This is a genomic window from Lactobacillus apis (assembly GCF_003150935.1).
Classification (GTDB): domain Bacteria; phylum Bacillota; class Bacilli; order Lactobacillales; family Lactobacillaceae; genus Lactobacillus; species Lactobacillus apis.
On record NZ_CP029476.1, the window covers coordinates 990,330 to 1,016,541 of the forward strand.

Sequence of the window (26,212 nt, forward strand, 5' to 3'; positions counted from 1 at the left end):
AATGTTAACCTCGTGCTATAAACTTGGCAATAAAGAAGCCATCACTGCCATAACTGTCCGGTAAAAGCTTAATTAAACCATTTGGCGCATCCATATTACCTGCGGTGAATGACTGTAATTCAAACTCCGGATGCTCTTTTAGGAAAATTTCTACAACGTCCTCGTCTTCTTCACTTGCGATCGTACAGGTAGAATATACTAGCTCTCCATTCTGCTTTAGTAATTGACTAACATGATCAAGAATCGCCAACTGAATTTGTTGCAACTTGGTTAGGTCAGCTAGAGTTTTATTGTAGCGAATTTCTGGTTTTCTTCTAAGTAATCCTAATCCTGAACAAGGAGCATCCACTAAAATCTTATCAAAAGAATTTTTGCTGAATTCACTATCCACCTTGCGAGCATCCATTTCCTTGGTGATTACCCGCTCAGCTACATTCATTCGTTCAGCGTTTTGCTTAACCAAGCGTAGTTTATTGGCATGAATATCCAAAGCCGTAACTGTGCCACTGTCTAGGTTTTCAGCAATCTGCACTGTTTTACCGCCTGGGGCACTACAGGCATCGAGAACTTTTTCATTTCCTGTAAAATCAAAAGCGCTCACTGCTAAGCTAGCAGCTTCATCTTGAATGGTTAGTTTGCCAGATTTAAATAAGTTAGTTGAACTAACACCGCCATGATCCAAAACCAATTCTTCACTCGTCAATTGGGAAGGCTGTGGCGAAAAGCCTAATTCATTCAATTCACTGACAACTTCATTTGGATTCGCCAACCGAGAAAGACGAACAGTATTTTTAGCTGGTTCATTAATACTTGCCAAAATACTTTCTGTTCGTTCAATTCCCCAATGATCAACTAAGTACTTAACTAACCATTCTGGGACGCTTTCTTTGACGCTTAAATAATTTATCTGCTGCTCTTTTTCAGGTAAAACTGGCCCACGTCTAATTAAAGAGCGCAAGATTCCATTAACTATTTTATAGCCAGTCGAATTACGCTTGCCAAACTGTTTAGCCAAAATATTAGCTTCGTTTAAAACTGCTCGGTTAGGAACTTTATCCATAAAAAAGAGTTGATAAGCTGACATTAATAACAATGGCTTTAAATAGTCTTCTTTTAGCTTGGTTTTGATTAAATCATGCAATTGAAATTCCAAATAAATCTTATATTGAACCGTACCATAAACAAGCCTGGTAGCAAAGTTGCGGTCAGTTTCCGATAAACTAGAATTGCGCAAGCTATTATTCAAGCTAATATTTGAATATGAGCCATCATTAAATATGTGTATTAAAGTTTCTAAAGCAATAAAGCGAGCACTTTTATCCGTCAACTACTTGTTCTCCTACTTTAAACTTACTACCTTGACCATTCAAAAAGCTCTGAATTGACATTTTCTTCTTTCCAGCTGGTTGAACTTCAAGCAGATTCAAAACGGTGCCTTCCGCAAAACTAATTGCGAAACGATTATCATTAGCAACTAAACTTCCAGCGGGCAAAGTTGTTTTTTCTTCAGAAACTTGAGCTTGCCAAACTTTAAGTCGACTGTTTCCAAGCATTAGGTAAGCACCTGGATCAGGATTGAGTCCTCTAATTAAGTTATTTGCTTGTGACGCAGTTAACGTCAAACTAATCTTTTCTTGTTGCTTGCTGATATTCGGAGAGAAAACGACTTGGTCAGGATCCTGCGCGGTTTTTTCATCTGGATGAGCAATTATATGTGGAAGTGTTTCTAAAAGCAAGTCTCGACCAACAAGTGATAATTTATCAAAAACGCTACCAGTAGTATCATCAGGCTCTATCTTAATTGCCTTTTGCGCATAAATGTCGCCCGCATCCATTTCCTTGACCATTTCCATAATAGTGATACCTGTTTCTTGATCGCCATTAATCACAGAATATTGAATTGGCGCTCCGCCACGATATTTAGGTAAAAGTGAGCCGTGAACATTAACCGCAGCAATTTTAACTGAGTTTAAAAATTTAGTTGGTAAAAATTGACCATATGCTGCTGTAACAATAAGATCAGCGTGCATTTCAATCAGCTCTTCGACTTCTTTAGAACGAGCCAACTTAGTAGGCTGATAAATCGGTAAATTGAGTTCTTCAGCTGCCACCTTAACAGGCGTTTTAGTAACTTGCTGCTTTCGACCAACCTTTTTATCCGGTTGCGTCACTACAGCCTTGATTTCATAATTATTTTCGACTAGTCCTTTTAAAATTGGTACAGAAAAATCTGGTGTTCCCATAAAAATTATTGATGTCATTAAACATATCCCCTTTACATGATTCGTTCTGGTTCATTGTCGATATAAATATTTAATCCATATCTCTTCACTTTTTGTGCAGAATCCTGGATTTGATGTAATAAGCTATTTAAATTGTCTTCTTTTTTATATTTTACCAGTATTTGATAATAATATTGATTTTTTAGGCGAGAAATTGCGCTTGGTGATGGTCCTAAGATAATTGCCGAACTACTCAAATGTTGCTGAAGTTGCTTTTTAATTTTGAATGCTTCCTTAGCAGCATTTTGCTCATTTTTAGATGCAACAGAAACCAAAACAGTATAAAAGTATGGCGGATAATTACCAGCATGACGCACTTTCATTTCATAAGCATAAAAATTCTCGTAATCCTGTTTTTTAGCAAATTTAATAGCGTAATGATCTGGATTGAAAGTTTGTATTATGACTTCGCCAGTCTTTTCAGCACGTCCTGCCCGACCAGCTACTTGTGTCAAAAGCTCAAAGGTACGTTCAGATGCATTGTAATCTGGCACCCACAAACCCGTATCGGCATTGATTACACCAACTAAAGTTACATTGGGAAAATCCAGTCCCTTGGCTATCATCTGTGTGCCCAATAGAATATCTGCCTCATGATTTCCAAAAGTATCAAGAATTTTTTTAAAAGCACCTTTTCTTCTCGTCGTATCAACGTCCATCCGTAACACTCTTGCTTTGGGTATTAGCTCATTTAACTCTTCTAACACCTTCTGCGTTCCGGTACCTAAAAATCTGATTCGTTTACTGTGACAATTTGGACAAATTTGCGGAATTACAGTTGTATAGCCACAATAATGGCACTGCATTTGTTGGGTATCCTTATGCATTGTCAACGAAAGGTCACAATTAGGACATTTCATTACGTAACCACATTCACGACAAAGCATAAAACTGGCAAAGCCACGCCGATTTAGCATTAAAATGACTTGTTCATTTTTTTGCAGTCTTTGCTTGATTGCATCAACTAGTTGAATTGATAAATCAAGTTGATTACCTGCGAAATCAGCCTTTTTTAAGTCTATTAGATTTACTTCAGGTAGTTTCTTGGCATTGGCACGTTTTGGAAGTTTTAATAACTGATAAACACCTTTCTGGGCTCTAGCACGGCTATCAAGAGATGGAGTAGCACTACCCAGAACTAAAGGACAAGAATTGTATTTACTACGCCAAATTGCAACATCCCGTGCATGATAACGCGGATTGTCTTCTTGCTTATAAGACGATTCATGTTCTTCATCAATTACAATTAAACCGATGTTAGTTAAAGGAGCAAAAACGGCGCTTCGTGCACCTACTACAACATGAACTTCTCCGCGTCTTATACGGCGCCATTCATCATATAATTCTCCTTCAGACAAACCACTATGCAATACCGCTATTTGATCACCAAAACGATTTTTTACTTGCTCGACCATCTGCGGTGTTAGTGAAATTTCAGGTACTAGCATTAACGCATTTTTGCCAAGTTCAAGTGTCTTACTAATTGCATTCAAGTAGACTTCAGTTTTGCCACTCCCCGTAATTCCCTCTAGTAAGAAAGTCTTAGCCGTTTTTGTTTGAATCGCAGGGGTAATTTGCGCAAGTGCTTCTTTCTGGTTCTCATTTAACTCAACCTTTGGTTGACTTGCTTTAGACCGTCCATAGCTAGCTATTGGATCACGATAAATTTCAGTTTGACTTCTTTCAAGCCAACCTTTTTTAATCGCGCTTGTTAAAGTTTCTGTTTTGAGCTGAGCCCCTTGCTCAAGTTCATTTTGCATCATTGGAAATTGTTCATAATTTTCAATGACAAACAATAATAGTTGTCGCTGCTTAACGGCATTTGTACGAAGCTCTTCATACAAACTAATATAATCTTTTTTAGCTAAAGTAAGTTCATAACAATTGGCTTTTTTTACTTTGGCACGATTTTCAACTAAATATTCTATCTTGGCATCTTGACTGCGTAGCAAGCTATTAATGCGACCAATCTCTTGATTATCAGTCACATTAGCTAAATCAATTAGATCACCGTGAAAGTATGGCATTTTTTTTGCTTCGTCGGTTATCGGTACCAAGATCTTGCGGTAATTTGCCCGCATCACTCTTGGGAGCATTGCCTTAAGAATCGAAATTCGATAGGCAAAAATCCGATTAGCCAGCGCGTTAGATAATTCAACTAATTCTGATGTTAACGGTGGCATTTCATCTACTACTAAAAGTAAATCTTTTAATTCGCCCTGATATTTGCTTTTTTCACTGAGGTCAACGACAAAGCCCTGCAATTTACGTGAACCAAATGGTACAAATACTCGTGAGCCAATTTCTACACCATCTAAGTCATCTGGTACATGATATTCAAAAATGCGGTCAGTCTGTTTTGCTGCAATATCAATTACTACTTGCGCAATCATTTAATCATCCTTAAAAAAATAACCTCCATCCAAAAAGAGATGGAGGTTAAATAATTCAACCAACTACTGATTAACCTCGCGATGGCTTGAATCGACGGTAACTTTACCGGCTTCAATCTCCTCAAGGGCCTTTCCGACGGGCTTTAATGATTTATATTCTTTCAATGCCTCTGGATCACCAGCTTCAAGTTCATGTGCACGCTTAGCAGCAAGAACTGATAATGAATATCTTGAATCCACTTGGGCTAATAATTTATCAATTGATGGATATGTAACTCTCATCTTTAATCCTCCCTAACCATTTTACGGTAAGTATCAATAACGCGTTTTACACTGACATGTTCAGCATCTACGATTGCCTTAATATGATCAACTGCATTTGCAACAGTATCATTGACCACCGCATAATCATAATCTTGCATGACTAAAATTTCATTACGCGCCTGCTTGATTCTTCCCATAATAACATCTTCAGACTCAGTCCCACGATTTTCTAGGCGTTGATGTAATGTATGCAAATCTGGTGGCGTTAAAAAGATAAAAACTCCGTCAGGCATTTTTTCTCGTACCTTTTTTGCTCCATTAACATCGATTTCCAGCAGTACATCTTTGCCTTCTTCAAGCATTCGCTTAACCGGTACTAAAGGTGTCCCATAAAAATGATCAACGTACTTATTATATTCTAAAAGTTCACCTTGGTTAATGGCTTCTTGAAATCTTTCTTCGCTAACAAAGTAATAATCTTTACCATCTACCTCGCCCGGTCTAGGTTTTCTTGTTGTCATCGAAACCGAATATTCAAACGGAAAAACTTTACCATCTACGATTGCACTTTTCACAGTGCCCTTTCCTACTCCTGAAGGACCAGAAAGAACAAGCAACAAGCCTTTTTCTGTCATGCCATACTCCCCTAATAAAAGCTATTATGTCTAGTTTGCACTAAATGCAGAATATTTTCAAGTTCTACCTATTTATTATGTACAACAGGGAATTTTAAAGTAGCGCATGATGGAAATTATTTTTGGAAAAAGTATTGTTTTTCTGAACAAATGTTCTTATAATATAAAGAGTCAAACAAGTGTTCGAGAAAAACTGAGGTATGATTGATGAAAAACTCACTTAAAAAAATCTATCACTATTTATTTGATTATGACATTGATAAACTGAGTATTTATGACCAATATCACAGTGAAATTCTATCTTCTTTAGAATTTGCTTTACTTCACCGGGCTTATGTCCTATTAAGATATCAAGATGGTACTAGTGAAATTGGGCAGGTCATTAAGCACATTTCTGCAGGACGCTTTGCCTTGCGCACAACTAACCAAAAGCTAATAAAAGTTATTGACTTAGATAATATTTTTAGGGTCGATTTAGCTTAATAAAAAAAGAGTTGAGAAATATTTCTCAACTCTTTTTTTACTATTTTTCTTTCACTAAATAGTAAGTTTCACTAACTATTTTTAAGCCAGCATTTTGATATGTCCGAACTGCCGCTATGTTATCAGGTTCGACATCAAGCGAAAACTCGTTTATTCCTTTTCTAAGCAAAATTTCCATCATTTTTTTAATAAAGAAACTAGCATATCCATGTCCCTGATAGTCGCGAGCAACAAATAAACCAAAGAAATACCCGTCATCAACAGCACAATAGCCAATCACGTCTTCTTTATAAGTTAAAACAAAACTCAGCATTTGATCATCAGCCAAACTTTCGGCAATATAAGTTTTAGCGTTCGCAATATCTAGATCAAAAGCTACACTATAAATACTTGCAACATTATTAAAATCCGTTTTGACCATCTGACGCACGCCTAGTATGCGATTCAGTTTATCATCTTGAAAAATTTTCTCTGGATTTTGTGTACTCATATGATAGTCAGCAGCATCAACTTTTAAATTATTATTGGACAAATATGTCGGATTTTGTTCTATAAAAGCTTTCTCGCTAACAAAATCATAGTTCTGATAACCATATTTATTCAGAATCTTTTTTGCACGCTTAATCATTTCAGTAGCTACGCCTTGTTGACGTTTTTTGGGCGCTACTTCCACATGAATGTCGACTTCTTCATCCGGCTTCTCATCAGCATAAAGCATTGTTAGACCTATTAGCTCTTCATTATCATAAGCTAGAATAAAAGTGGGCATATCCTTAAAATAATTGTATTGATTACTTAAATAGATATCACAAAAAGTTTTATCGTGTTCATGAATTACTTTAGCTAGCTGACGAGCCTGCTTCACTTCTTTAGAATCTAATTTTATTTTTTCGAGATATCTCATTCTTTCTTTTTAAAACTCCTCATTAGGTCTTTCGCGTTTTGTTTTGCAGCTTGAGTAACATCGCTTCCTGCCATCATTTCGGCAATTGCAGTTACTGTTTCTTCCTGGGTTAATGGACCTATTTGAGTGTAGGTTGCACCATCTTTAACTTCTTTGGCAACTAAGTACTTTTGATCACTAGCTGCAGCTACTTGAGGCGAATGAGTTATGGCAATAACTTGTTTATTTTGTCCAATTGAATGCAATTTCTTTCCAATTGCCGCTGAAACTCTTCCAGAGACACCAGTATCAATTTCATCAAAAATCATTGTTCCTACAGGTTCAACCCGACTAAAAATTGCTTTAAGCGCTAAAATCAACCTTGATTGCTCACCACCTGAAACAATTTTTACCAATGGCATTAAATCTTCTCCCGGATTAGGAGCGATTAGGAACACAACTTCATCTGTTCCCTTTTTGGTGAAACCCTTAGTAGTCGAAATATCTATTGCAAAACGGGCCTTTGCCATGTATAAGTCTTTAAGTTCTTGCTTAATCTTCTCTTCTAATGTATTTGCAACTTTTTCACGCATCTGATGAAGTTTCTTTGCTTCTTCAGTTAGCTTACTTTCAACTTGAGCTACTTCTTTTTGCAGTTTTTCTTCATCCAGACCGCCAGTTTCATATTGACTCAACTCTTTTTGTACTTTTTCATAAAAAACAAACACATCCTGCAAAGTAGGGCCATACTTTTTCTTTAGCGAATTGAGTAAATCTAATCTACTTGTAACATATTGATAGCGTTCCTCATCAAAGTCCATTTCATCTAAGATATTTGATAGTTCACTTCGGGCATCACTTAATGCAAAGACACCGTCATCAATTGTTTTGGCAATGTCCTTAAACTTAGCACCATATTCGCCGAGTTCATTTGCAGCACTCTGAGCATTACCTAGTAGTGTTTCCAAACCATGTTCGTCATCATCGTACAACTGCATTAAGTAATTTGCAGTATCCACGATTTTTTGATAGTTACTTAATTCGTTGTATTCTTCTTCTAGTTGCTCGTCTTCTGTTGGATCAGTTAAGTTGGCAGAAGATAATTCTTCACTTTGAAAGGTTAAAATATCCTGCTTTTGGGCTAACTCTTGAGCGTCACTTCGCAAATGGTTCAACCGGTCGCTTAACTTTTCCCAAGTAGCGAAATTGGCTTGGTACTCCGCTAGCTCTTTTTTAAATTGTTCTGGAGCGTAATTATCAACTAAATCAATTTGCCGGTCCTGATCCATTAAAATTTGTTGATCATTTTGACCGTGAATATCAACCAGATAACAACCCAATTCTCGTAAAACGTTAATCGTCGTTAACTGTCCATTAATTCTGACTACATTACGACCTTTAACGGCAAGCTCCCTACTAATCACAAGTTGCCCGTCTGAAATAGGCAAGCCATACTGCTCACATAGTTCTGTAATTTTAGCGGCTTGATTGTCAATTTCAAAAAGACCTGTAATAACAGCCTTCTTTTCACCACTACGAACCATTTCTTTTTGGCTTCTTCCACCCATCAATAGTGAAACGGCATCAATAATAATAGATTTACCAGCACCAGTTTCACCAATTAGCACTGTCATATGTTCTTGAAAGCGAACCTTCAAAGCCTTAATAATGGCGAAGTTTTTAATATCCAGTTCAACTAACATAATTATCTCCTAAAGCTCAGCAACTGCTCGTTCAACAACTTCTTCAGGGGTTCCTGACCATAGCATTTGCCCACCATCTTCTTCACTTTTTTGCAAATGAATTAAAAATTCAATATTGCCTTTGCCACCTTTAATTGGTGAATAATCAAGGCCTAGCACGTTAAAGCCTATTTCACGCGCTTTTTCGATGGTATGTTCAATTACATTGCAATGAACCTGGTGGTCATGAACAATTCCATGTTTACCAACATTTTCTGGCCCAGCTTCAAATTGAGGCTTAATTAGGCAAACAGCATCACAATCATTTTTAAGAATGTCGTACATTGGCGGCATAATTAGATCAAGTGAAATAAAAGAAACGTCAGTCATCGCAAAATCAGGTAATCCCTGAGTAAAATCTTCAGGTTTACTAAAACGGAAATTTTGTTTTTCCATGACCACAACGCGTTTATCGTCTCGCAACTGCCAAGCCAGCTGATTGTATCCTACGTCAAGTGCATACACCATTTTGGCATGGTTCTGTAGTGCAACATCTGTAAAACCACCGGTAGAAGCTCCAATATCAAGACATATTTTATCCGTTAAATCAATTTCGAACGATTCAAGGGCTTTTTCGAGCTTAAATCCCCCACGTGAGACATATTTTTTATCCGACTTTTTAATATAAAAATGTTCATCTTCAGGAAAACTTGTTCCACTCTTATCAATTCGCTGATGATTGTGATCCGAAACCAAACCAGCCATAATTGCTCGCTGTGCCTGAGTTCGAGAGTTAAAAAGTCCTTGTTTAGCTAATAGTACGTCAGCTCTTTCTTTCATTTTTAGAGCACCTTTTGATATAAATCTAGAAAACCAGTTAAAACTTCATTGTTAAGACTCGCTAAATTCGCTTTTGCCTCAGTAATTAATTTGGTTAGTTCACTTCTACTTTGTTCAATACCAAGAATTGTTAAAGTATTGTTCTTACCATTTTCTTGGTCCTTGTGAGTTGCTTTTCCAGCCTCTTTACTAGTTTGAACGACATCAACTAAATCATCATAAATTTGGTATGCTCGACCAAAATTATCGGCAAATTTAATTAGATTTGTCTTACTATTTTCATCTGCTCCCGCATATACAGCACCCATTTTGACACAAGCTTCAATCAAGCAACCAGTTTTTAACCATTCCATTCGATCAATTAAAACTTCGTCATCAGCCACACTTGCATTATTGGTTGAATCAATGTCAAGATATTGTCCTCCAACCATACCGTTGGGTCCAACTGCTGAGGTGATAATTTCAACCAATTCATAGGACTTGCTGCCTTCTGCAATCCATTGACTTCCTAACGGAAGCAATGCGTCTCCAGCCAATATTGCTTCAGCTTCACCCCATTTTTTATGACTGGTTAATTTGCCACGGCGATAATCATCATTATCCATCGCAGGTAAATCATCATGAATCAAAGAATACGTGTGGATTAGTTCGATACCACAAGCAATTTGAACTTCAGAATTCGTAATGTCCTTATTTAAAGAATCTAAGGTAGCCAGAAACAATAAGGGCCGCAGTCTTTTACCACCAGCCATTACTGAATAGGTCATAATTTGACTTATTTTTTTGTCATCAACGTCTTGTTTTAAATGTTCCTCTAAATATTGATCAATTTTGGGTGTCCATTTTTTTCTAAATTCTGCAAAATTCATATTATTCTTCCGGTGCTGCAGCGTCATTTGGATCTAATTGATGTTCTGTACCATCACTATCAATTAATTTGGCAACAGTCTCCTCTGCTTCCGTTAAACGTTTGTTTAAGTCCTTACTCAGTTTTACTCCAGTTTGAAATTCAGTCAATGCATCTTCTAAGGCTACATTACCATTTTCAAGGTTGCTAACAATTTTTTGTAATTCATTTAATTCTTCTTCGAAGTTATTTTTCTTAGTTGCCATTTTCGTTTCTCCTAACTGCTTTTACAACAGCCTGTGCTTTACCATCTTTAAAATTAATGTTTATTTCATTATTCTTCTTCAATTGATCCACAGAAGTAATTGTCTTCTGCGTATCATCAGTTACATAAGCATAACCACGATCAAGCGTCATTAAGGGACTGTAGTCGTTCAATTGCTGACCGGCTTGAGCCAAATGATGCCTTTTTTCGCGTAAAAGCGTCTGCATATTGGAAACTAGTTTTTGGTAGAAAAAGTTCTCTTGTTGAAGCACTTGCTCAATTTTCTTTTCTGGATTCACACCAACTAGCTTTTGCTTTGTAAGTTGATATTGTTGTCTTTGCCGCTCAAGTAGATGAATCATGCTACTGTGAAGCCGCTCACGTAATAAATCGACGGTTTGGGCCTGCTCGTCATATAGTCTGGCCGGTTCTCTCATAATGACCGAATTGTTAATACGATTCAAATATTCACGTCTAACTCGAATAATATTCTGCATACTTGCCAATAGGCTGCTTTGTAATTGATGAATATTAGCTAATTCATCAGGCAAGTTAGGTGTTGCATATTCAGCTGCAGCAGTGGGTGTTGCAGCACGGGCATCAGCCACCAAATCACACAAGGTAGTATCAGTTTCATGACCAACTGATGAAATAACCGGCATACTCATATCATAAACTTGCCGAACCACTTTTTCTTCATTAAAAGGCCACAAATCTTCAAGCGAGCCACCACCTCTACCAATAATCATGACATCATATTTGTCACCATAACTGGTAATTTGTTTCATTGCTTCCACCAAAGAATCTGCAGCACGATCTCCTTGAACTTGAGCAGGAAATAAATCAACTTCGGCATGAGGAAATCTGCGATTGACAGTAACCAAAATATCATGAATTACTGCTCCGGAAGCACTTGTAACTACTGCAATATGATCTGGAAACTTTGGCAATGGCCTCTTATAGGCTTCATCAAACAAACCTTCGTCAGATAATTTTCTTTGCAATTGTTTTAACTGCTCATATAGTGCCCCAAGACCAGCAGGTTCCATTGATTCGGCATAAAACTGGTAGGTTCCCTGAGGACCATATACACTTACATAACCCGAAATATAGACCTTCATACCCTCTTCAGGCTTGAATTTAACCTTATCAAAATATGAACGGAACATTACCACATTTATTTTGGATTTTTCATCTTTCAACGAAAAATATTGATGAGAATTTCTGCGATAGCGAAAATTAGACAGTTCACCTTGAAGAAAAACTTTATGCAAATACGGATCATTTTTGAACTTCTGTGTAATATAGTAATTCAGATCCGTAACTGTAAGATACTTATTATCTGCCATTTTTTCTCCTTGTTAGTTTAACAACTTGCTCCATCAATGATTCTACAGTTAAAGGACCAATTCCTCCAGGGACTGGCGTAATAAAGCTCACTTTAGGTTTAACCAATACAGTATTAACATCCCCAACAGTTTGATTGTTAACTCTATTAATGCCAACATCGATCACCACTGCATTTTCTTTGACCATCTCTGGCGTAACCAAGTTAGCGTGTCCAACAGCTGAAACAAGTATATCGGCATTTTTGGTATATTCAGCAAGCTGTTTTGTTTTTGAATGCAAAATAGAAACTGTCGCATCTCTTTCTAGCATTAAAGCAGCTAATGGCTTGCCAACAATACTACTACGACCGATGATTACCACTTTTTTGCCATGTAACTTAATTTGATAGTGATCAAGTAATGCCAATACACCATGAGCTGTTGCAGGTTCTACATAATGGTCACCGCGCCATAAACGGCCTACATTACTCGGCGTCAAACAATCGACATCTTTTTCTGGGTCGATATGTTCCAATGCTTCATTGAGGTTAATTTGCGGTGGGACCGGTAACTGGATCATAATACCGTAAACTTTTTTATCCTGATTTAACCGATCAATCAGAGTTAACAAAGACTGCTGACTCTGTGTTTTAGGCAGTTGATAGACTTTTTGAACAATTCCAATTTCATCTGCTCGCCTTTTTTTAGTTTTAATATAGAGCTTACTACTTGGATCATCACCAATATTAATTACGCAAAATAATGGAACTATTCCCTGACTTTTTAATTCACTAACCTGTGTCTTTAGTATAGCCGCGCGCTCATCAGCTAAGTTCTTTCCATCTAGAAATTGACCCATTAGTTTATTCCTTTTTTTAAAAAAATAGCCGGCTATCAAGCCGACTATTAATTATTTTTGGATGAAATTTGCCAAAATACCGTTAATAAACGGTTTAGTTTTTGGATCTGCAAACTCATCACATAAGTTCAAAGCTTCATTGACCGCTGCTTTAGGCTCAATTTCATCGCTATATTTAATTTCAAATAGAGCTATTTCTAAAATAGCCAGCGAAATTTGGTCAATTCGATCAATACGCCAGTTTTTCTTCAGATAAGAAGCAAGCTGACCTTTTAGCTCGTCCCGCTTTTCAATCACACCTTCAATTAAAGTCTTTGAATAAGCAGAAAGTTCTTTTAAATCAAGCATTGCAACGGTTTTCGCCTCAACTTCAGCAGGTGTATACTTTAAATCTTGATTAGCTAAATATACAGCCTGCATTGCAACTCTACGACTCTCGTGTTGATTCATTTTTATCCTTTTCATCAATGTCAGAGAAAAGTTGAGAGGTACCACTATCATCCTGCTCTTCTTCCTCTGGGAATACTAGACCGATTACATGGACATTAATTTCCTTGAGAGTCAGATCAGTCATTTGAAGCACTTGCTGTCTTAATGACTTTTGAAGATCCTTTGCGATTTTTGGCACATTACAGCCAGCTTCAAGACCAACGTAGACGTCAGCAATTAAGTCACCATCTTCGTTTACTCTGATTTCGACGCCGCGACGTAAATCTTCGCGACCTAAAACCCAGTTAATTCCAGATCTGACATTGCCATGCATTTCAGCCACACCGTCAACTTTTTCGGCAGCAATGCCCATAATAACTTCAAGAACACTAGGATCTATTTCAATTTCTTCACCGTTATTTTTATCATCTAAGACAATTTTTGAACTATCTGCCATTTTGTTTACCTCAAAAAACTATTTATTTGCGCGAGATACGTATGTGCCATCAACAGTATTGATAATTAATACATCGCCTTCATTAATAAAGAACGGCACGTTGACTACTAAACCTGTCTCCATTGTAGCAGGTTTACCACCACCTGAAGAAGTATCACCCTTAATATTTGGTTCAGTTTTTGAAACCGCTAATTCAACCGTGTTAGGTAATTGAATTCCTAATGTCTTACCATCATGCATAATTACACTAACATCCATGTTTTCCTTTAAATACTTAGCTTCATCAGTAATTTGTTCATTTGGAATTGCTAACTGATCATAAGTAGTTGTATCCATGAAAACATAGTTTGAACCATCGTTATAAAGGTATTGCATACCCTTTGTTTGGATTTCCGCAGTTTCAACTTTAGCAGTGGAACGGAATGTATATTCTTGAACTGCACCAGTGTTTAAGCTCTTTAACTTGGAACGAACAAAGGCACTACCTTTACCAGGTTTAACATGTTGGAACTCAACGATGCGCCATAAGTCATTATTGTACTTGATGGTCAAACCATTTTTAAACTCGTTAACTGAAATCATTGTCATATTAAGAACCTCATCTCCATAATAATATCTTACCAATTAACACGTGATTTTACTATAAATAATCTCTAACTTTATAAAGAAATTAACTCATCCTTAGGTAAAGTAGATAAAGTCTCTGGCGAATTGTCGTGAACAAGAATATCATCTTCAATTCTAACCCCACCTTTATTAGGAAGGTAAATTCCGGGCTCGACAGTATGAACCATATTATTTACCAATTCTTGCTTACCAAATGGTAACGCCGGTTGACAGAGTTCGTGAATTTCTAAGCCGATTCCGTGCCCAATGCCATGACCGAAGTACTGACCATAGCCTTGTTCAGTGATATAGTCGCGGGCAGCATGGTCAACATCACTACCTTGATTGCCTACCACTGCTGCTTCGATACCACGTCTTTGAGCTTCATGAACAATCTCATAAATTTTTTGCATTTCTTGATCAACTTTACCAACTGCTACAGTCCGCGTAATGTCAGCTGCGTAACCATTATAAAAGGCACCAAAGTCAATTACAACCATGTCGCCATCTTCAATTACTTTATCGCTTGCAACTCCGTGTGCCCAAGCTGAACGCGCGCCAGAAGCAATAATTGTATCAAAGCTCGGACCATCGCCTCCATTAACTTTAAAGAGGTAATCAAGTTTGGCACCAATATTACGCTCAATTGCCCCTGGCTTTACTAAAGGTAGAATTTCATTGAAGCTATCCATTGAAATATTAATCGCACGACGGAGCATCTCAATTTCCAGCGGATCTTTAACGTTTCTAACTCGTTCAACTAATTCTTCACAAAGTTCAAAATCAATTTCTGGATTAAGCTCTTGTAAAGTAAATAACTCAGTTGCTGAAACAAATTCCCCTTCAACCAAGACTTTTTTCAGATTAGCCTTTTTTAACTGATCAGATATTTCTTGATCCTGGTTGCCATGCTTCATAATAACAGTCATTTCACCAGGTGCCTGAGCCTTTATTTGGCCCGCAAAACGCGAATCTGATAGTAAAATCCGATCACCTGCAGCTGTCAAAATCAACTGTGCTTCTTCACCAGTAAAATTAGTCAAATAACGATAGTTAGCTTGATTAAAAATGAGTATAGCATCTGCATTTTTTTCTTTTATTAAATTAGCTACTTCTGTAATACGCCTATTCAGTAGACTTAATAATTCATTTTTTTCAGCCATCTTTTTTCTCCTATGTAAAGTTTGACTATATTTTACTGCTAAAAACTATTTATAGATCATAACGTATTTTTTAACACAGAAAAAGACGAGAAGCACATGCTTTTCGTCTTCTTAATTAAGAACTAAATTACTTAGCTTCTTCTTCAACTGGGATAACAGAAACTTGCTTTCTGTACTTATCCTTACGTTCAAACTTAACTACACCATTTACTAATGCAAATAATGTGTCATCTCCACCTTGACCAACGTTCTTGCCAGGGTGAATCTTAGTACCACGTTGACGATAGATAATCGTACCTGCGTGAATTGTTTGACCGTCTGCAGCCTTAGCGCCTAAACGACGACCAGCTGAATCACGACCGTTAGCAGTAGAACCTCCACCCTTGTGGTGGGCAAATAATTTAAGATTTAAAATATTCATAATTGTTTCACCTCTAGTTTAATTCAATTTTTTCAATTGTAACCTTAGTATAAGGTTGACGGTGACCATATTTTGAATGTGAGTGCTTCTTAGGCTTGTACTTGAAAGTAACAACTTTCTTTTCCTTACCTTGCTTCTCAACCTTAGCAACAACCTTGGCGCCATCAACTAAAGGTGCACCAACCTTAACGTTATTGCCGTCAGAAGTTAAGATTACTTCATCAAAAGTAACTTCCTTACCTTCTTCAACGTCAAGCTTTTCAACAAAAACACTATCGCCTTCAGCAACTTTGTATTGCTTTCCGCCGGTTTTAATAATTGCGTACATTTACTGCCCTCCAAAAATTTACTTAGACTCGCCAATTGAGGTGTTTCTTGATAGAAAACTTCTAACCACAAAATGTGCGGTTGCAGATGTGAAGGTCTCCACAAATACAACTCCTATATAGTACTACTTCAAACAAAAATTGGCAATAAAAATCCAACTAATTGAGCCTTAAATTTGCCACTTTCCACCGTGAACTTTTGCTACATTTTCTGTCACGATGAAGGCTTCATTATCAATTTCACGTATTTTTGCTACTAATTGACCATATTCGTTTGTGTCAACTACAATTACCAGCTGCTGTTTGTCTTTATCGGTGTAACCACCAACAACGTTGAAAACTGTTAGACCTTCATAGTCATTTTGTAGCATATCACGAACCTGATCCAACTTTGTATTACTCATGATTCTAACCTGGTATTTCTTATCAAAACCAGTTTCTGTATACCGCATTGTAATTGTTGTAATTACCTGCGAAAAAGCAGCAAGTAAGAATGCTTCCGTTCCATCAACAAAGAGATTTAAGACAATTATAGTCATATCAATTGCCATCAGTGACATAGCAGGATCGATATAAAAGTACTTTTTGATAATAAGTGGTGGAATAGTTGTTCCTCCAGATGAGGCATTGATGCGGTAAAGCATTGATACCCCGATTCCCATTAGAACACCACCATAAATTACTGCCAGCATATTGTTAGTAGTTAGTTTCATGCTTGGCGTGATTGCCATTAAAATTGGCAGCAGCATACTACCGAGAGCCACTTTTTTCAAAGTTTCTTTGCCAAGAAAAATGACTGCTAGAATGAGCATGATTAAATTGACAATAAAAACTGTTATTGAGCGATTAATGCCCCATACGGCGTCTACAAGAATTGAAATTCCCGTTGATCCTCCTGCGGCTACATTAATTGGTGCATAGAAGAAGTTAATTGCAATTGTTATAATCTCAAGTCCAGCCAAGAAAAATAACCAATATTGCCATGTGTGTTTGTGCTTTATGTTTTTCATCTCATCTTCCTTCCATAAAAAGTGTTATTTAATATAATACAAGAAAATAACTAATATACGCAAGAAATAAGTCTTTTTGCCTCCTAAATTATCAAAAACTTATAGATTTAATTGATCTAGTTATCTGCTTTTTCATATTGAATACTTTGATTACCCTCATATGCTGGTAACCCTTTGGCAGCACGATATAGCGCACGCTCAAATGATTGGTAACCCTTACTTGAACTAACGGCGAACTTGACATTATATTTACTTGCAAATTCACTGATGTTCCAAGCACTATCATGAGCAGCAAATGCTGTCACCAAAATAACCAAGTCTAAATCTTTTATTTGATTCTCAATAACTTTTTTCTTTCCCTGAAAGGCATCTACTGGAATCGGAATTCCATTATAACGAGTTACGATTCCCTCTAATAAAGCTTCGTTTTGATTATCTCCTACCGCAATACCAACTCTTTGGTAATGAAGATCTAAAGCTAATTTTGGTAACTCAGTTGCCTGCGTTTCAACTTTATCTTTATCTTTCTTTTTCTTAACATGAGTCGCCGACTGTGGCTGTTCAAGCTGGTAAACCCAGCGAATTTGAATAGCGTCAGCCGGACTTTTCTTTAGCCTAACATCCCCGTCATACCATGCTAAATCAACAATTGAGCCATCAACCAATTGAATATTATCATCCCAGTATTTGCTTGAATCTATTGGGAGTAAAACTGCCTTGCCTCGAATACGTAGTTTTTGCCCCTGAGCATTACGGCTGATTGACAAATGACCTGGTCTCCCTTGTACAACAGCGTACTTAAAGGTAGAAATAGTATCAACTTCCATTTTTGATAACTTGCGAAAGCCAACAATACGTAAAATTTCTGCTTCATAATGTGGATTATTTTCTTCTGGTAAAGCTTCGACAATATCACCACTTTTTAAATTCAAAGAGTGAATTTGCGATTCCTTCATCGTATAAACGATTCTATTACCATCATCGACTAAATCACAACCAGATAAAAGCCTAACAACTGTATAACGCTTACCTTTTCGATAATCCTTTTTTGGTTTTTCTTTTTTCTCAAGCGCCTGCTCAAAGATCTTTTGATTAACTTGTTCATTCGAAGTCTTAGACAAATTAACATTCTTTTTAAGATCAATCAGGTTATCCCTGAATTTTTGGTCAACTTGTGGTGTCATTGTCAGTTTTTGAATCGCCGATAAAGCTGTGTTTTTTGCCTGAACATCTCCTGGTGCCCGGAGCAATTTAGTGAGACTGGTCAAAAGCATATTTACTTGATTTAAATCAAGTTCAATCGAACTTTTCCTTTTTTCTTTTGGTATTGCTTGATCACCATCTGTCATGCCTAAAATCAACTTAATTGCTGCTAGACCATTTCGTAAGCTTTTCTCATCGCCAGTAGTCTGATTTAAAATTCTTTTTATATTATTCCGGTAATCAAACATTTTAATCTCCAACTTTTTTCTAATCTCTATCTTTAATAGTATAGCAAACAAAAAAAGCCTAGCATAACAACTAGACCTTTAATAAAATTTTTAAAATGCTCCACCACCGGAACCGCCGCCAAAGCCGCCCGATGAACCGGAACCAAATGAACCACTTGAAACGCTACTTGAACCAGCGGCAATTCCGTTTTTAAAGCAGGTATTGAAGTTTTCAGCAAAACTATTTTTACCACTATTAGCCAGAAAACCATAGAAGAATAAATCACTATTATTTAACTCATCCTGGTTAAATTCAATTTTAAGTTCTTTCATGACCTTCTTAGCTAGGCCAAAAGAAACTGCATAAGGTAAAATATCTTCCCACAAGATTAAATCGCCAACTTCTTTCATATTGAAACGACCAATGTCTTTCAACATTTTCTTAAAGCTACGTACCTTGTCAACTTCAAGTGCACCCTTCTTGGAATACAGATTGATCTGGTTTTTATCCCTGTACATACCTATAGTACCAATGACAAAAAGTAGTCCTGCAACAATAATAATTGGCCAGATATACTTGCGGGTAAATAACACGGCAAGACCAGCTGCACCCAAACTCGCAATCCTCAAACCAAGAATTATCCTGTTACTACGCTTCTTCTTTAACAATAACTCCTCAGGCATATATTGATCTTTATCTGCTGAATAGAATTGATCATCAGCCCAGTCATCAAAACTGCGTCCCAACTTTTTACCACGTGCTTTTTTCAATTCCTTCGTAGTAAAACTTGTTCCATCACCAATTTCATTAAAAAGCATCCACATAAGAGTACTTTCGTGTGCAACATTCTCATCGATTAATGAAATACGATAATAGGTTGTCTTAAGCTTACTCTTGTAATCTTCAATTTTAATTTTCTTATGAATAGCAAGCTCCATTAAGTAAGCCGTAAAAGCCTTACTATCAGGAACTTTAGCAGTATCAAGAACTTGAGCAATCACTGGATTGGCATCAGGTATTTCATAATCGTGACTTAACTCACTAGTCTTTTTAGGCTTATAGCCTATCTTCTGTGTGGTAAAGCCTTTAAAAATAGAGAGGATTCCCGTCACAACACTGACTAAAACAAGAACTAGACTAATCATCAAGTTTTTCTTTTGTTTGGCGTTACTTTGCGCTGCTAATTTCTTTTCTTGTTTAAGAACAGCCTGCTTATGATTGACATTTTTTACATTTTTATTTTTAGGCGTTACGCTTAATGGAAAAATGGTATGGACTTCAATTCCCGTATGACCACCCAAATTATCAGCAGTCATGATAATTTTGCCGTCTTGAGGATCCACTTCAAGCTTACCATCAAGTGGGCCATGGGCCCAAGCCTTCAAATCCTTAACTGGGCCTGGAAAAATCACACTCGCTTTAACTTTTTTTAATCTTGTATCCCAGCCATTACCAATAATCATAAAGTTTAATTCAGCAATATCGCGATAATTAGTAATTGCATTGGTAATTTGGTAGGCGTAAGTTACAGTAAAATGTTCATGCTTCTCTCTAACAACATGAGGCACTATCATTTCATAGCCGTGTTCACTCTTACGAAGAGTAAAATCGGTCGAATTAAGCGTTGGTGCATCATTAGCCTTGGTCGTTATCTTGACATGCTTAATCTTTTGATTAGGTTCAAGATTTTGACGATAAAAAACGCCGTTTGCAGTTGACTGGAATTCATAATCAATTCTGCGTTTTATCGTTAATGAGCCATCCGGATTTACTTTTGAAGTAACCTGGTTGTTTTGAATATCATATTTAACCTCAACTTCTGCCTTCGCTTTTTGCGGCATAGCAAAACAAAATAGCAAAACACTTATAAGAGGAAGTATTTTTAACAGCTTTCTTCTCATACTTTTTCTACCTTTTCCTTAGTTTATTGGTTTAATTATACAGATTATTACTATATAAAACACTACCCTATATAAATTTATTTAAAGTACAACAATTATTATGGAAGATTTGAAAATTAGTGGTTGCAATTAGACATCTTTTTTTCTATAATAGTTACTGTTCTTGCGCGGCAAGCGTAAATTCGATGGTCTGGTAGCTCAGCTGGATAGAGCAACGGTCTTCTAAACCGTGGGTCGTGAGTTCGAATCTCACCCGGATCACTTTTGAAGCCACCTTTACAATTTGTAAGGGTGGTTTTTTCGTAAACCAGAATGACTACTAGCAAAAAGGGCCTCAACTTTAAGTTGAGGCCCTTTTGATTTGTAAATTACTTAATAACTTAATTGTCTTTGAGTTTTGAAATCAGATTTTCTTGACGCTTAGGATTAATACGGTAGTATGCCGAAGAAATACCTAAGAAAGTTAAAATGACTGTACCGACAATTAGCCAGAGGACACTTTCAATGTGAAGCTCGCCTAAGAACTCATATAAAGATGAGACCATCTTAAGCCAACCACCAAGTGACACAAAGTACCAAGCCGTAGCTTTGTCAATAAAACTCATTGCAGTTCTCAAATCTGATTCATTCTTGATAATGTCACCTAAAATTTTCACTGCACGTTTTTTCTCAAGATAAATCTTAACTATTGGTGCAATCCAATAAAGTGGTGAGATTTTCGGTTGTGATTTACTAGACTGATTAAATTCGGTCAAAAACCACTTATAATCATAAAGCTCCATCAATCCCTGATATAAAGGAAAAGAAAAGAGCAACCAGTCACCCAAAAAGCTAATAAAATTAATAAACGTAGATATTTTAATCACTTCTCCTTTTTCTCAAACCTGATTATGGAAAATCCATAATGCAATTACTGAATATTTTAGTTCAACAAAGGTGTCCTTAACAAGTATTAAATAGTTTATTTTTTAGGAATTATTTTCTATTTATGATTAGTACTTAATATTTACACTAAATATTTTATTTTTAATTTTGCTTGCTTTTTAAAATTTAGTTTAGTATGATATTGATTAAATATTTATGAGAGGTACGGATTATTATGACAAACATAAAAACTAATCTAACACCAGTTAAATATTATTTTTGGTACTTTAGTGAATGATCTGAGTGCCTAATTTGTATTGTCTTAGACACACAGTTCAAATAAAATGCTGTGTGTCGTAGCTTAAGTACTTCTTCTCGAGTAATGCTCACACAGCGATTGACTGTGTGAGTTTTTTATTTCGGGAGAAAAGAATGAAAATTTTAAAAAGAATTACCTTAGATACGCTTAATGGCCTATCCACAGGAATAGTAGTCGCGTTAATTCCAGGCGCTTTAGTTAGTCAATTAATTAAAGTACTCCTACCCATGTTTCCTCAACTAGGATTCATCCTTACCTTTACTACTTTTGCTTCTTCACTTCTACCTGCAATTAGTGCCGTTTGTGTTGGTATGACTGGTAAGTTGACCCCTATCCAAACTTCATCCATTGCACTTGCAGCTACTGCTGCAGCTGGTAACTTTACGATTCAAAACAGTAAAGTTGTGGTAATCGGCAACGGTGACGTAATTAATGTCGCAGTCACGATCATGGTTGCCTACGCATTAGTCCTGTTTTTAGGTAAAAAGTTAAAGGCATACACAATTTTACTTGTCCCACTAATTGTTTTGGTAGTTGCAGGTGGAATTGGAAGTCTCACCAGAATTCCAATCAGTGCATTTACGAGAATAATTGGTTTAGGAATTGAACATCTAACATCGCTCCAACCAATTCTAATGGGAACACTGATGGGAATTGTTTTTGCAATCCTTGTCGTTTCACCTATTTCATCTGTCGGCATCGCAACTGCAATTAGTATTCACGGTATCGCGGCTGGTTCTGCCAATTTGGGAATTACTGCTGCAGCTTTTGCCCTAGCAATTTTTGGTTGGAAAGTAAATTCATTCGGTACCTCAATTGCGCATTTCTTGGGTTCACCAAAAATGCAGATGGCAAACCTACTTACTCAACCCAAGCTGTTGATTCCACTTGCAGTTAACGCTGGAATTATGGGTGCTTTAGGCGCAATCTTTGGAATTGTTGGTAATCCAATGAGTGCTGGATTCGGTTTCTCCGGTTTGATCGGACCAGTTGCTGCTATGACCGGCCGACAAGCTAATTTTGCTAACATTGCTTTAATTACAATCCTCTTTTTCATTTTACCGATCGCACTTGGAATTATTGCCAACTACTTATTATCAGTTAAAACCCACTTTTTCACTGGCAAAGATTTCGAATTAGATTTTGAATAAAAATGACTTAGCCTATATATTTTCTATTTAATTAATCACTGCTATAATAAGTGCCAAGATGATTAAGAAAAGGAAATAATAATGATTAATTTTTATGGTTATAAACGTTGTTCAACTTCTAGAAGTGCACAAAAATGGCTTCAAGATCATAATGTTGACTTCACTTTTCAAGATTTAGTTGAGCAACCTCCTCGAAAAGAAGATCTTGTTAAGTGGATGACAATGCACCAAGATCGAGGGCTAAAATATTTCTTTAATACTCATGGTCAAGACTACCGCAAGTTGAACTTAAAAGAGCGCGTTCCAGAAATGTCAATTGAAGAGGCTGCCGATATGATGTCGAAGAACGGTAAACTAATTAAACGCCCACTAGTTGTTGACGGTGAAAAACTAACCTGTGGCTTTAAAGAAGATTTATATGAAAAAACTTGGCTGTAAAAACGGATGTAAAAATCCGTTTTTTATTTATCCTCTTTTTAAACTTTCGTAACATCTCAAGAACAGGTAAAATAAGAAAATAATAAGGAGGACAAGATGAAATATAACCAGTATGCATATGTTGAAACAAAATTAGAAACGCAGGTTAAAGAACTACTACAAATTAAATTTTTGCCTGCTAACTATCAGGATCTATCTTTTGCGCAACTATTAGCCGAAATGGTAGAAAATTGTCGGGCTGAAGTTCAGCCAAATGATGAAAATGCTCGTGCTACAAAACTAAATGAATTTGCTGTTTCACCTACACAAACCTTGGCAGCTTTCTTGGATACAAAACCAGAAGAAATTTCATTGATTGAATTTTACAATATCGCTTTACAGTTATTGGACTACCGTGTTCATTATGACTACGACCTAAATGATCCCTGCAAGACAATGAAAAAGCAAGCTTTGCCAATGGTCGACAGTATTAGTAATAAAGAAGAACTAATTAGTGCCTTTTACCGATTACTAAGTACGCGTACCAAAAACGGTCAGCTGCTAATCGATGTAATGGCTGGCAAAGGCTATTTTTATAACCGTAAAAATGAATTGCCTACTAACCAGTTTGTCTTCTTGAACGGTAAAAGCTTACCAGTATTTGACACTAGCAAAGTAATTCGAGAAGTTGTTTATGTTGAAAGTGATCTAGATACTGATGGCGACGGCCAATCCGACTTACTTCAAGCAACTATTTTTCGTCCTTTCGAAAGTGAAAAAATGCCTGTTCCAGCCTTGTATACAGCTAGTCCCTACTTTGGTGGAATTATTGACAACGAAAAACGTGACCATAATGTTGACGAAAATCTGACGGATGCTACTGAATGGACAAATCCACAGTACGAGCCATCTGCTGTAGTCAAAGCGAGAAAACCTAGTGATGAAAATACTTCTTCTGCAACTGAAATGGCTGTCGGCAAATCTTCTTATACCCTAAATGAATATTTGTTAGCTCGCGGCTTTGCCAGTGTTTTTGCTGGTGCAATCGGTACACGAGGAAGTGATGGGCTGCGAATCACAGGTGCCCCAGAAGAAACTGAGAGTGCCAAAGAAATTATTGAATGGCTTCATGGAGACAGAATTGCCTATACCGACCGCTCGCGAAAACATGAGATTAAAGCAGATTGGTGCAACCATAATATTGGAATGACCGGTCGCTCATATTTAGGGACTTTACAAATTGCAATCGCAACTACTGGTGTTGCTGGATTAAAGACAGTTGTCTCTGAAGCTGCTATATCTTCTTGGTATGACTACTACCGTGAACACGGCCTTGTAATCGCTCCTGAAGATTGTCAAGGTGAAGACTTAGATTTATTAGCAGAAACTTGTCAATCTAACTTATTAGATTCAGGTGACTACATTAAGATTAAGCCTAAATATGATGAAATGCAGGCTAGTCTACTAGAAAAAGAAGACCGTAAAACGGGCCAATATTCTGATTATTGGGAAAATAGAAATTACCGCCATCATACAGATAAAATCAACTGCTCTTGGATTAGCGTTCATGGCCTAAACGACTGGAACGTCAAGCCGAAAAACGTCTATAAAATTTGGCAAAAAGTAAAAGACTTACCGGTTGAGCATCACCTATTTTTACACCAAGGACCTCATTATAATATGAATAACTTGGTATCAATTGATTTCACTGATTTAATGAATTTATGGTTTGTTCACGAATTATTGGGTATCGAAAATAATGCCTATAATCAATGGCCAACTGTCATGATTCAAGACAATCTCGAGGCCGATATCTGGCACGATGAAGAGGACTGGAGCAATGACGTTGGTCAAGAAGTAGTTTACTACCCAACTGACGATGCCGAATTGCAAAAAGATGGTAACGGCAAAAAGAAGCTTGCTTTTCTTGATTTAGGTGGTAAAGATTTTAAAGCAGCTAAAATTTCTGAAAGTGCTTGGCAAGATAAATTTATTGCTGGTGATGAAAAATGGGCTAAGCCTAGTCTTCGCTTTACAACAGATGAGTTTATTCACCCAGTAACTATTGTTGGGCGTCCTGAAGTAAAATTACGTGTTTCATCTAGTCTTAACAAAGGCCAAATTTCTGTTGCTCTAGTGGAACTTGGTGACCGTAAGCGTCTAACTGAAGTACCAAAATTTCTGATGCGTGATGGCCAAGAACTTGGTTTTCGTTTTGGAACAGATACATTGCAAGAATTTGTTCCTGATAAGCTATCTCATGCTAAATTAATAACTAAGGCTCACATGAATCTACAGAATTATGCGGACATGCAAAAACCTGCAGCAATTGAGCCCGGAGAATTCTATGATTTGAGCTTTGAATTACAACCTACTTACTATAAAGTTCCAGTAGGCAGCAAACTATGCTTAATTATCTATTCAACTGACCAAGGCATGACCAAACGACCACTTGAAGAAACAACTTATACGATTGATCTCGCAAAAACAGAAATCAAATTTAACGAAAAATAAAATGGACGAAAAAAAGCAAGAAGATTTAATACTTGTTATAAAAACAAGTATTAAAAATGATTTTGAATATAAAATTGAAAAATCATATAAAAATAGCGTTTTTATTGTTGTGTATTCTACTGAAAGTCTCTCTACCATTTTACATTTATGTGGAACGCTTGGTGCCTTCTTTAATTATGGTAAGGCAGAAGAAGTCGATGAAATTCATGCTTTTGAATATGAAGTTTCAATAACTGATTATGGACTTGATCTTTCAGAGGTTGCAAGATTGACACGTGAATATATAGATCCTAATGATATTTGATAAGACCCATCTATCACTAAAGTAAAAGAAGGCACTTTAAAGTGCCTTCTTTTATTTGCTTAGAGCAGTTGAAAAAGTGACAAAAAGCTCATGCTTTATCGGTTTCAAATAAAACAATAGAAAAAAATTACCACCGTC

The 26,212-nt window shown here is 36.7% G+C and carries 27 protein-coding genes, 1 tRNA gene and 1 other annotated feature; of the genes, 6 read left to right on the top strand and 22 right to left on the bottom strand.

Going from position 1 to position 26,212, the window contains the following annotated elements; genetic code table 11:
- Nucleotides 1-4: 4 nt before the first annotated feature.
- The 5 genes from rsmB to gmk form a co-directional block, all read right to left on the bottom strand.
- Nucleotides 5-1,327 (bottom strand): 16S rRNA (cytosine(967)-C(5))-methyltransferase RsmB, encoded by a 1,323-nt coding sequence (gene rsmB, locus DKL56_RS04760; RefSeq protein ID WP_109715603.1) that lies wholly within the window; start codon nt 1,325-1,327, stop codon nt 5-7.
- Entirely contained in the window at nt 1,317-2,261 is a 945-nt protein-coding gene (gene fmt / locus DKL56_RS04765; RefSeq protein ID WP_109715604.1) for a methionyl-tRNA formyltransferase, read from the bottom strand. Before fmt ends, rsmB begins: the two co-directional genes overlap by 11 nt.
- 14 nt (nt 2,262-2,275) lie before the next feature.
- The gene (gene priA, locus DKL56_RS04770) at nt 2,276-4,675 is read right to left on the bottom strand and encodes a primosomal protein N' (RefSeq protein ID WP_109715605.1); all 2,400 of its coding nucleotides are present in this window, start codon (nt 4,673-4,675) and stop codon (nt 2,276-2,278) included.
- 63 nt (nt 4,676-4,738) lie between these two features.
- The gene (rpoZ, locus tag DKL56_RS04775) at nt 4,739-4,957 is read right to left on the bottom strand and encodes a DNA-directed RNA polymerase subunit omega (protein WP_046307157.1); all 219 of its coding nucleotides are present in this window, start codon (nt 4,955-4,957) and stop codon (nt 4,739-4,741) included.
- Between the two features lie 2 nt (nt 4,958-4,959).
- The gene (gene gmk / locus DKL56_RS04780) at nt 4,960-5,574 is read right to left on the bottom strand and encodes a guanylate kinase (protein WP_046307159.1); all 615 of its coding nucleotides are present in this window, start codon (nt 5,572-5,574) and stop codon (nt 4,960-4,962) included.
- A 207-nt stretch (nt 5,575-5,781) separates the two neighbouring features.
- Here gmk and DKL56_RS04785 point away from each other — a divergent pair, with 207 nt between their 5' ends.
- The gene (locus DKL56_RS04785; protein WP_046307161.1) at nt 5,782-6,057 is read left to right on the top strand and encodes a hypothetical protein; all 276 of its coding nucleotides are present in this window, start codon (nt 5,782-5,784) and stop codon (nt 6,055-6,057) included.
- 40 nt (nt 6,058-6,097) lie between these two features.
- Here the strand turns inward: DKL56_RS04785 and DKL56_RS04790 are convergent, their stop codons facing one another.
- The 16 genes from DKL56_RS04790 to DKL56_RS04865 form a co-directional block, all read right to left on the bottom strand.
- The gene (locus tag DKL56_RS04790) at nt 6,098-6,961 is read right to left on the bottom strand and encodes a GNAT family N-acetyltransferase (RefSeq protein ID WP_109715606.1); all 864 of its coding nucleotides are present in this window, start codon (nt 6,959-6,961) and stop codon (nt 6,098-6,100) included.
- Nucleotides 6,958-8,643 carry a DNA repair protein RecN gene (gene recN, locus DKL56_RS04795; RefSeq protein WP_109715607.1) on the bottom strand — a complete coding sequence of 562 codons (1,686 nt, stop codon included), beginning with the start codon at nt 8,641-8,643 and terminating at the stop codon, nt 6,958-6,960. The genes DKL56_RS04790 and recN overlap by 4 nt, the downstream gene beginning before the upstream one ends.
- A 9-nt stretch (nt 8,644-8,652) precedes the next feature.
- Nucleotides 8,653-9,462: a TlyA family RNA methyltransferase gene (locus tag DKL56_RS04800; protein ID WP_109715608.1), complete on the bottom strand. Its 810-nt coding sequence runs from the start codon at nt 9,460-9,462 to the stop codon at nt 8,653-8,655.
- Between the two features lie 2 nt (nt 9,463-9,464).
- Complete coding sequence (locus DKL56_RS04805) at nt 9,465-10,331, bottom strand: polyprenyl synthetase family protein (RefSeq protein ID WP_109715609.1); 867 nt, start codon at nt 10,329-10,331, stop codon at nt 9,465-9,467.
- 1 nt (nt 10,332) lies between these two features.
- Complete coding sequence (locus tag DKL56_RS04810; RefSeq protein ID WP_046307168.1) at nt 10,333-10,575, bottom strand: exodeoxyribonuclease VII small subunit; 243 nt, start codon at nt 10,573-10,575, stop codon at nt 10,333-10,335.
- Nucleotides 10,565-11,923: an exodeoxyribonuclease VII large subunit gene (gene xseA / locus DKL56_RS04815; RefSeq protein WP_109715610.1), complete on the bottom strand. Its 1,359-nt coding sequence runs from the start codon at nt 11,921-11,923 to the stop codon at nt 10,565-10,567. Before xseA ends, DKL56_RS04810 begins: the two co-directional genes overlap by 11 nt.
- Complete coding sequence (locus DKL56_RS04820; RefSeq protein WP_074425126.1) at nt 11,913-12,761, bottom strand: tetrahydrofolate dehydrogenase/cyclohydrolase catalytic domain-containing protein; 849 nt, start codon at nt 12,759-12,761, stop codon at nt 11,913-11,915. Before DKL56_RS04820 ends, xseA begins: the two co-directional genes overlap by 11 nt.
- Before the next feature lie 51 nt (nt 12,762-12,812).
- The gene (gene nusB / locus DKL56_RS04825) at nt 12,813-13,211 is read right to left on the bottom strand and encodes a transcription antitermination factor NusB (protein WP_046307173.1); all 399 of its coding nucleotides are present in this window, start codon (nt 13,209-13,211) and stop codon (nt 12,813-12,815) included.
- On the bottom strand, nt 13,189-13,647 hold the full coding sequence (locus DKL56_RS04830; RefSeq protein ID WP_046307175.1) for an Asp23/Gls24 family envelope stress response protein: 459 nt from the start codon (nt 13,645-13,647) through the stop codon (nt 13,189-13,191). Before DKL56_RS04830 ends, nusB begins: the two co-directional genes overlap by 23 nt.
- An 18-nt stretch (nt 13,648-13,665) precedes the next feature.
- Entirely contained in the window at nt 13,666-14,235 is a 570-nt protein-coding gene (efp, locus tag DKL56_RS04835; RefSeq protein WP_046307177.1) for an elongation factor P, read from the bottom strand.
- A gap of 71 nt (nt 14,236-14,306) precedes the next feature.
- Complete coding sequence (locus DKL56_RS04840) at nt 14,307-15,416, bottom strand: M24 family metallopeptidase (RefSeq protein ID WP_109715611.1); 1,110 nt, start codon at nt 15,414-15,416, stop codon at nt 14,307-14,309.
- A 127-nt stretch (nt 15,417-15,543) separates the two neighbouring features.
- Nucleotides 15,544-15,837 (bottom strand): 50S ribosomal protein L27, encoded by a 294-nt coding sequence (gene rpmA, locus DKL56_RS04845; RefSeq protein ID WP_046307181.1) that lies wholly within the window; start codon nt 15,835-15,837, stop codon nt 15,544-15,546.
- A 13-nt stretch (nt 15,838-15,850) separates the two neighbouring features.
- Nucleotides 15,851-16,165 (bottom strand): 50S ribosomal protein L21, encoded by a 315-nt coding sequence (rplU, locus tag DKL56_RS04850; RefSeq protein WP_046307185.1) that lies wholly within the window; start codon nt 16,163-16,165, stop codon nt 15,851-15,853.
- A 14-nt stretch (nt 16,166-16,179) separates the two neighbouring features.
- Nucleotides 16,180-16,257: a sequence feature (ribosomal protein L21 leader region), on the bottom strand.
- A gap of 76 nt (nt 16,258-16,333) precedes the next feature.
- Nucleotides 16,334-17,173, bottom strand: coding sequence for a YitT family protein (locus DKL56_RS04855; RefSeq protein WP_109715612.1), 840 nt, complete (start codon nt 17,171-17,173; stop codon nt 16,334-16,336).
- A gap of 116 nt (nt 17,174-17,289) precedes the next feature.
- A complete protein-coding gene (locus tag DKL56_RS04860; protein WP_109715613.1) occupies nt 17,290-18,624 on the bottom strand; it encodes a DUF2325 domain-containing protein in 1,335 nt (444 codons plus the stop codon).
- 90 nt (nt 18,625-18,714) lie between these two features.
- Nucleotides 18,715-20,505, bottom strand: a complete 1,791-nt coding sequence (locus DKL56_RS04865) for a DUF2207 domain-containing protein (protein WP_109715614.1) — start codon at nt 20,503-20,505, stop codon at nt 18,715-18,717.
- A gap of 187 nt (nt 20,506-20,692) precedes the next feature.
- Here DKL56_RS04865 and DKL56_RS04870 point away from each other — a divergent pair.
- A tRNA-Arg gene (locus tag DKL56_RS04870) sits at nt 20,693-20,766 on the top strand.
- 119 nt (nt 20,767-20,885) lie between these two features.
- On the opposite strand, the gene DKL56_RS04875 is transcribed toward DKL56_RS04870, so the two are convergent.
- Complete coding sequence (locus tag DKL56_RS04875; protein ID WP_074425117.1) at nt 20,886-21,371, bottom strand: hypothetical protein; 486 nt, start codon at nt 21,369-21,371, stop codon at nt 20,886-20,888.
- A 430-nt stretch (nt 21,372-21,801) separates the two neighbouring features.
- Here DKL56_RS04875 and DKL56_RS04880 point away from each other — a divergent pair, with 430 nt between their 5' ends.
- From DKL56_RS04880 to DKL56_RS04895, 4 genes are all read left to right on the top strand, one after another.
- Nucleotides 21,802-22,839, top strand: a complete 1,038-nt coding sequence (locus tag DKL56_RS04880; RefSeq protein ID WP_109715615.1) for a PTS sugar transporter subunit IIC — start codon at nt 21,802-21,804, stop codon at nt 22,837-22,839.
- An 81-nt stretch (nt 22,840-22,920) separates the two neighbouring features.
- Nucleotides 22,921-23,277 carry an arsenate reductase family protein gene (locus DKL56_RS04885; protein WP_109715616.1) on the top strand — a complete coding sequence of 119 codons (357 nt, stop codon included), beginning with the start codon at nt 22,921-22,923 and terminating at the stop codon, nt 23,275-23,277.
- A 96-nt stretch (nt 23,278-23,373) separates the two neighbouring features.
- Entirely contained in the window at nt 23,374-25,770 is a 2,397-nt protein-coding gene (locus DKL56_RS04890) for a Xaa-Pro dipeptidyl-peptidase (RefSeq protein WP_109715617.1), read from the top strand.
- Nucleotide 25,771: 1 nt separating this feature from the next.
- On the top strand, nt 25,772-26,074 hold the full coding sequence (locus DKL56_RS04895; RefSeq protein WP_109715618.1) for a hypothetical protein: 303 nt from the start codon (nt 25,772-25,774) through the stop codon (nt 26,072-26,074).
- Nucleotides 26,075-26,212: the final 138 nt, after the last annotated feature.

Coding starts and splice junctions, on each gene's coding strand:
- DKL56_RS04885 (WP_109715616.1), top strand. CDS start 22,921: ATGATTAATTTTTATGGTTATAAACGTTGTTCAACTTCTAGAAGTGCA.
- DKL56_RS04830 (WP_046307175.1), bottom strand. CDS start 13,647: ATGGCAGATAGTTCAAAAATTGTCTTAGATGATAAAAATAACGGTGAA.
- rpoZ (WP_046307157.1), bottom strand. CDS start 4,957: ATGAGAGTTACATATCCATCAATTGATAAATTATTAGCCCAAGTGGAT.
- DKL56_RS04855 (WP_109715612.1), bottom strand. CDS start 17,173: ATGAAAAACATAAAGCACAAACACACATGGCAATATTGGTTATTTTTC.
- DKL56_RS04860 (WP_109715613.1), bottom strand. CDS start 18,624: ATGTTTGATTACCGGAATAATATAAAAAGAATTTTAAATCAGACTACT.
- DKL56_RS04810 (WP_046307168.1), bottom strand. CDS start 10,575: ATGGCAACTAAGAAAAATAACTTCGAAGAAGAATTAAATGAATTACAA.
- DKL56_RS04880 (WP_109715615.1), top strand. CDS start 21,802: ATGAAAATTTTAAAAAGAATTACCTTAGATACGCTTAATGGCCTATCC.
- DKL56_RS04890 (WP_109715617.1), top strand. CDS start 23,374: ATGAAATATAACCAGTATGCATATGTTGAAACAAAATTAGAAACGCAG.
- xseA (WP_109715610.1), bottom strand. CDS start 11,923: ATGGCAGATAATAAGTATCTTACAGTTACGGATCTGAATTACTATATT.
- DKL56_RS04865 (WP_109715614.1), bottom strand. CDS start 20,505: ATGAGAAGAAAGCTGTTAAAAATACTTCCTCTTATAAGTGTTTTGCTA.
- DKL56_RS04800 (WP_109715608.1), bottom strand. CDS start 9,462: ATGAAAGAAAGAGCTGACGTACTATTAGCTAAACAAGGACTTTTTAAC.
- recN (WP_109715607.1), bottom strand. CDS start 8,643: ATGTTAGTTGAACTGGATATTAAAAACTTCGCCATTATTAAGGCTTTG.
- gmk (WP_046307159.1), bottom strand. CDS start 5,574: ATGACAGAAAAAGGCTTGTTGCTTGTTCTTTCTGGTCCTTCAGGAGTA.
- DKL56_RS04785 (WP_046307161.1), top strand. CDS start 5,782: ATGAAAAACTCACTTAAAAAAATCTATCACTATTTATTTGATTATGAC.
- rpmA (WP_046307181.1), bottom strand. CDS start 15,837: ATGAATATTTTAAATCTTAAATTATTTGCCCACCACAAGGGTGGAGGT.
- DKL56_RS04895 (WP_109715618.1), top strand. CDS start 25,772: ATGGACGAAAAAAAGCAAGAAGATTTAATACTTGTTATAAAAACAAGT.
- efp (WP_046307177.1), bottom strand. CDS start 14,235: ATGACAATGATTTCAGTTAACGAGTTTAAAAATGGTTTGACCATCAAG.
- DKL56_RS04805 (WP_109715609.1), bottom strand. CDS start 10,331: ATGAATTTTGCAGAATTTAGAAAAAAATGGACACCCAAAATTGATCAA.
- priA (WP_109715605.1), bottom strand. CDS start 4,675: ATGATTGCGCAAGTAGTAATTGATATTGCAGCAAAACAGACTGACCGC.
- DKL56_RS04820 (WP_074425126.1), bottom strand. CDS start 12,761: ATGGGTCAATTTCTAGATGGAAAGAACTTAGCTGATGAGCGCGCGGCT.
- DKL56_RS04790 (WP_109715606.1), bottom strand. CDS start 6,961: ATGAGATATCTCGAAAAAATAAAATTAGATTCTAAAGAAGTGAAGCAG.
- DKL56_RS04840 (WP_109715611.1), bottom strand. CDS start 15,416: ATGGCTGAAAAAAATGAATTATTAAGTCTACTGAATAGGCGTATTACA.
- nusB (WP_046307173.1), bottom strand. CDS start 13,211: ATGAATCAACACGAGAGTCGTAGAGTTGCAATGCAGGCTGTATATTTA.
- rplU (WP_046307185.1), bottom strand. CDS start 16,165: ATGTACGCAATTATTAAAACCGGCGGAAAGCAATACAAAGTTGCTGAA.
- fmt (WP_109715604.1), bottom strand. CDS start 2,261: ATGACATCAATAATTTTTATGGGAACACCAGATTTTTCTGTACCAATT.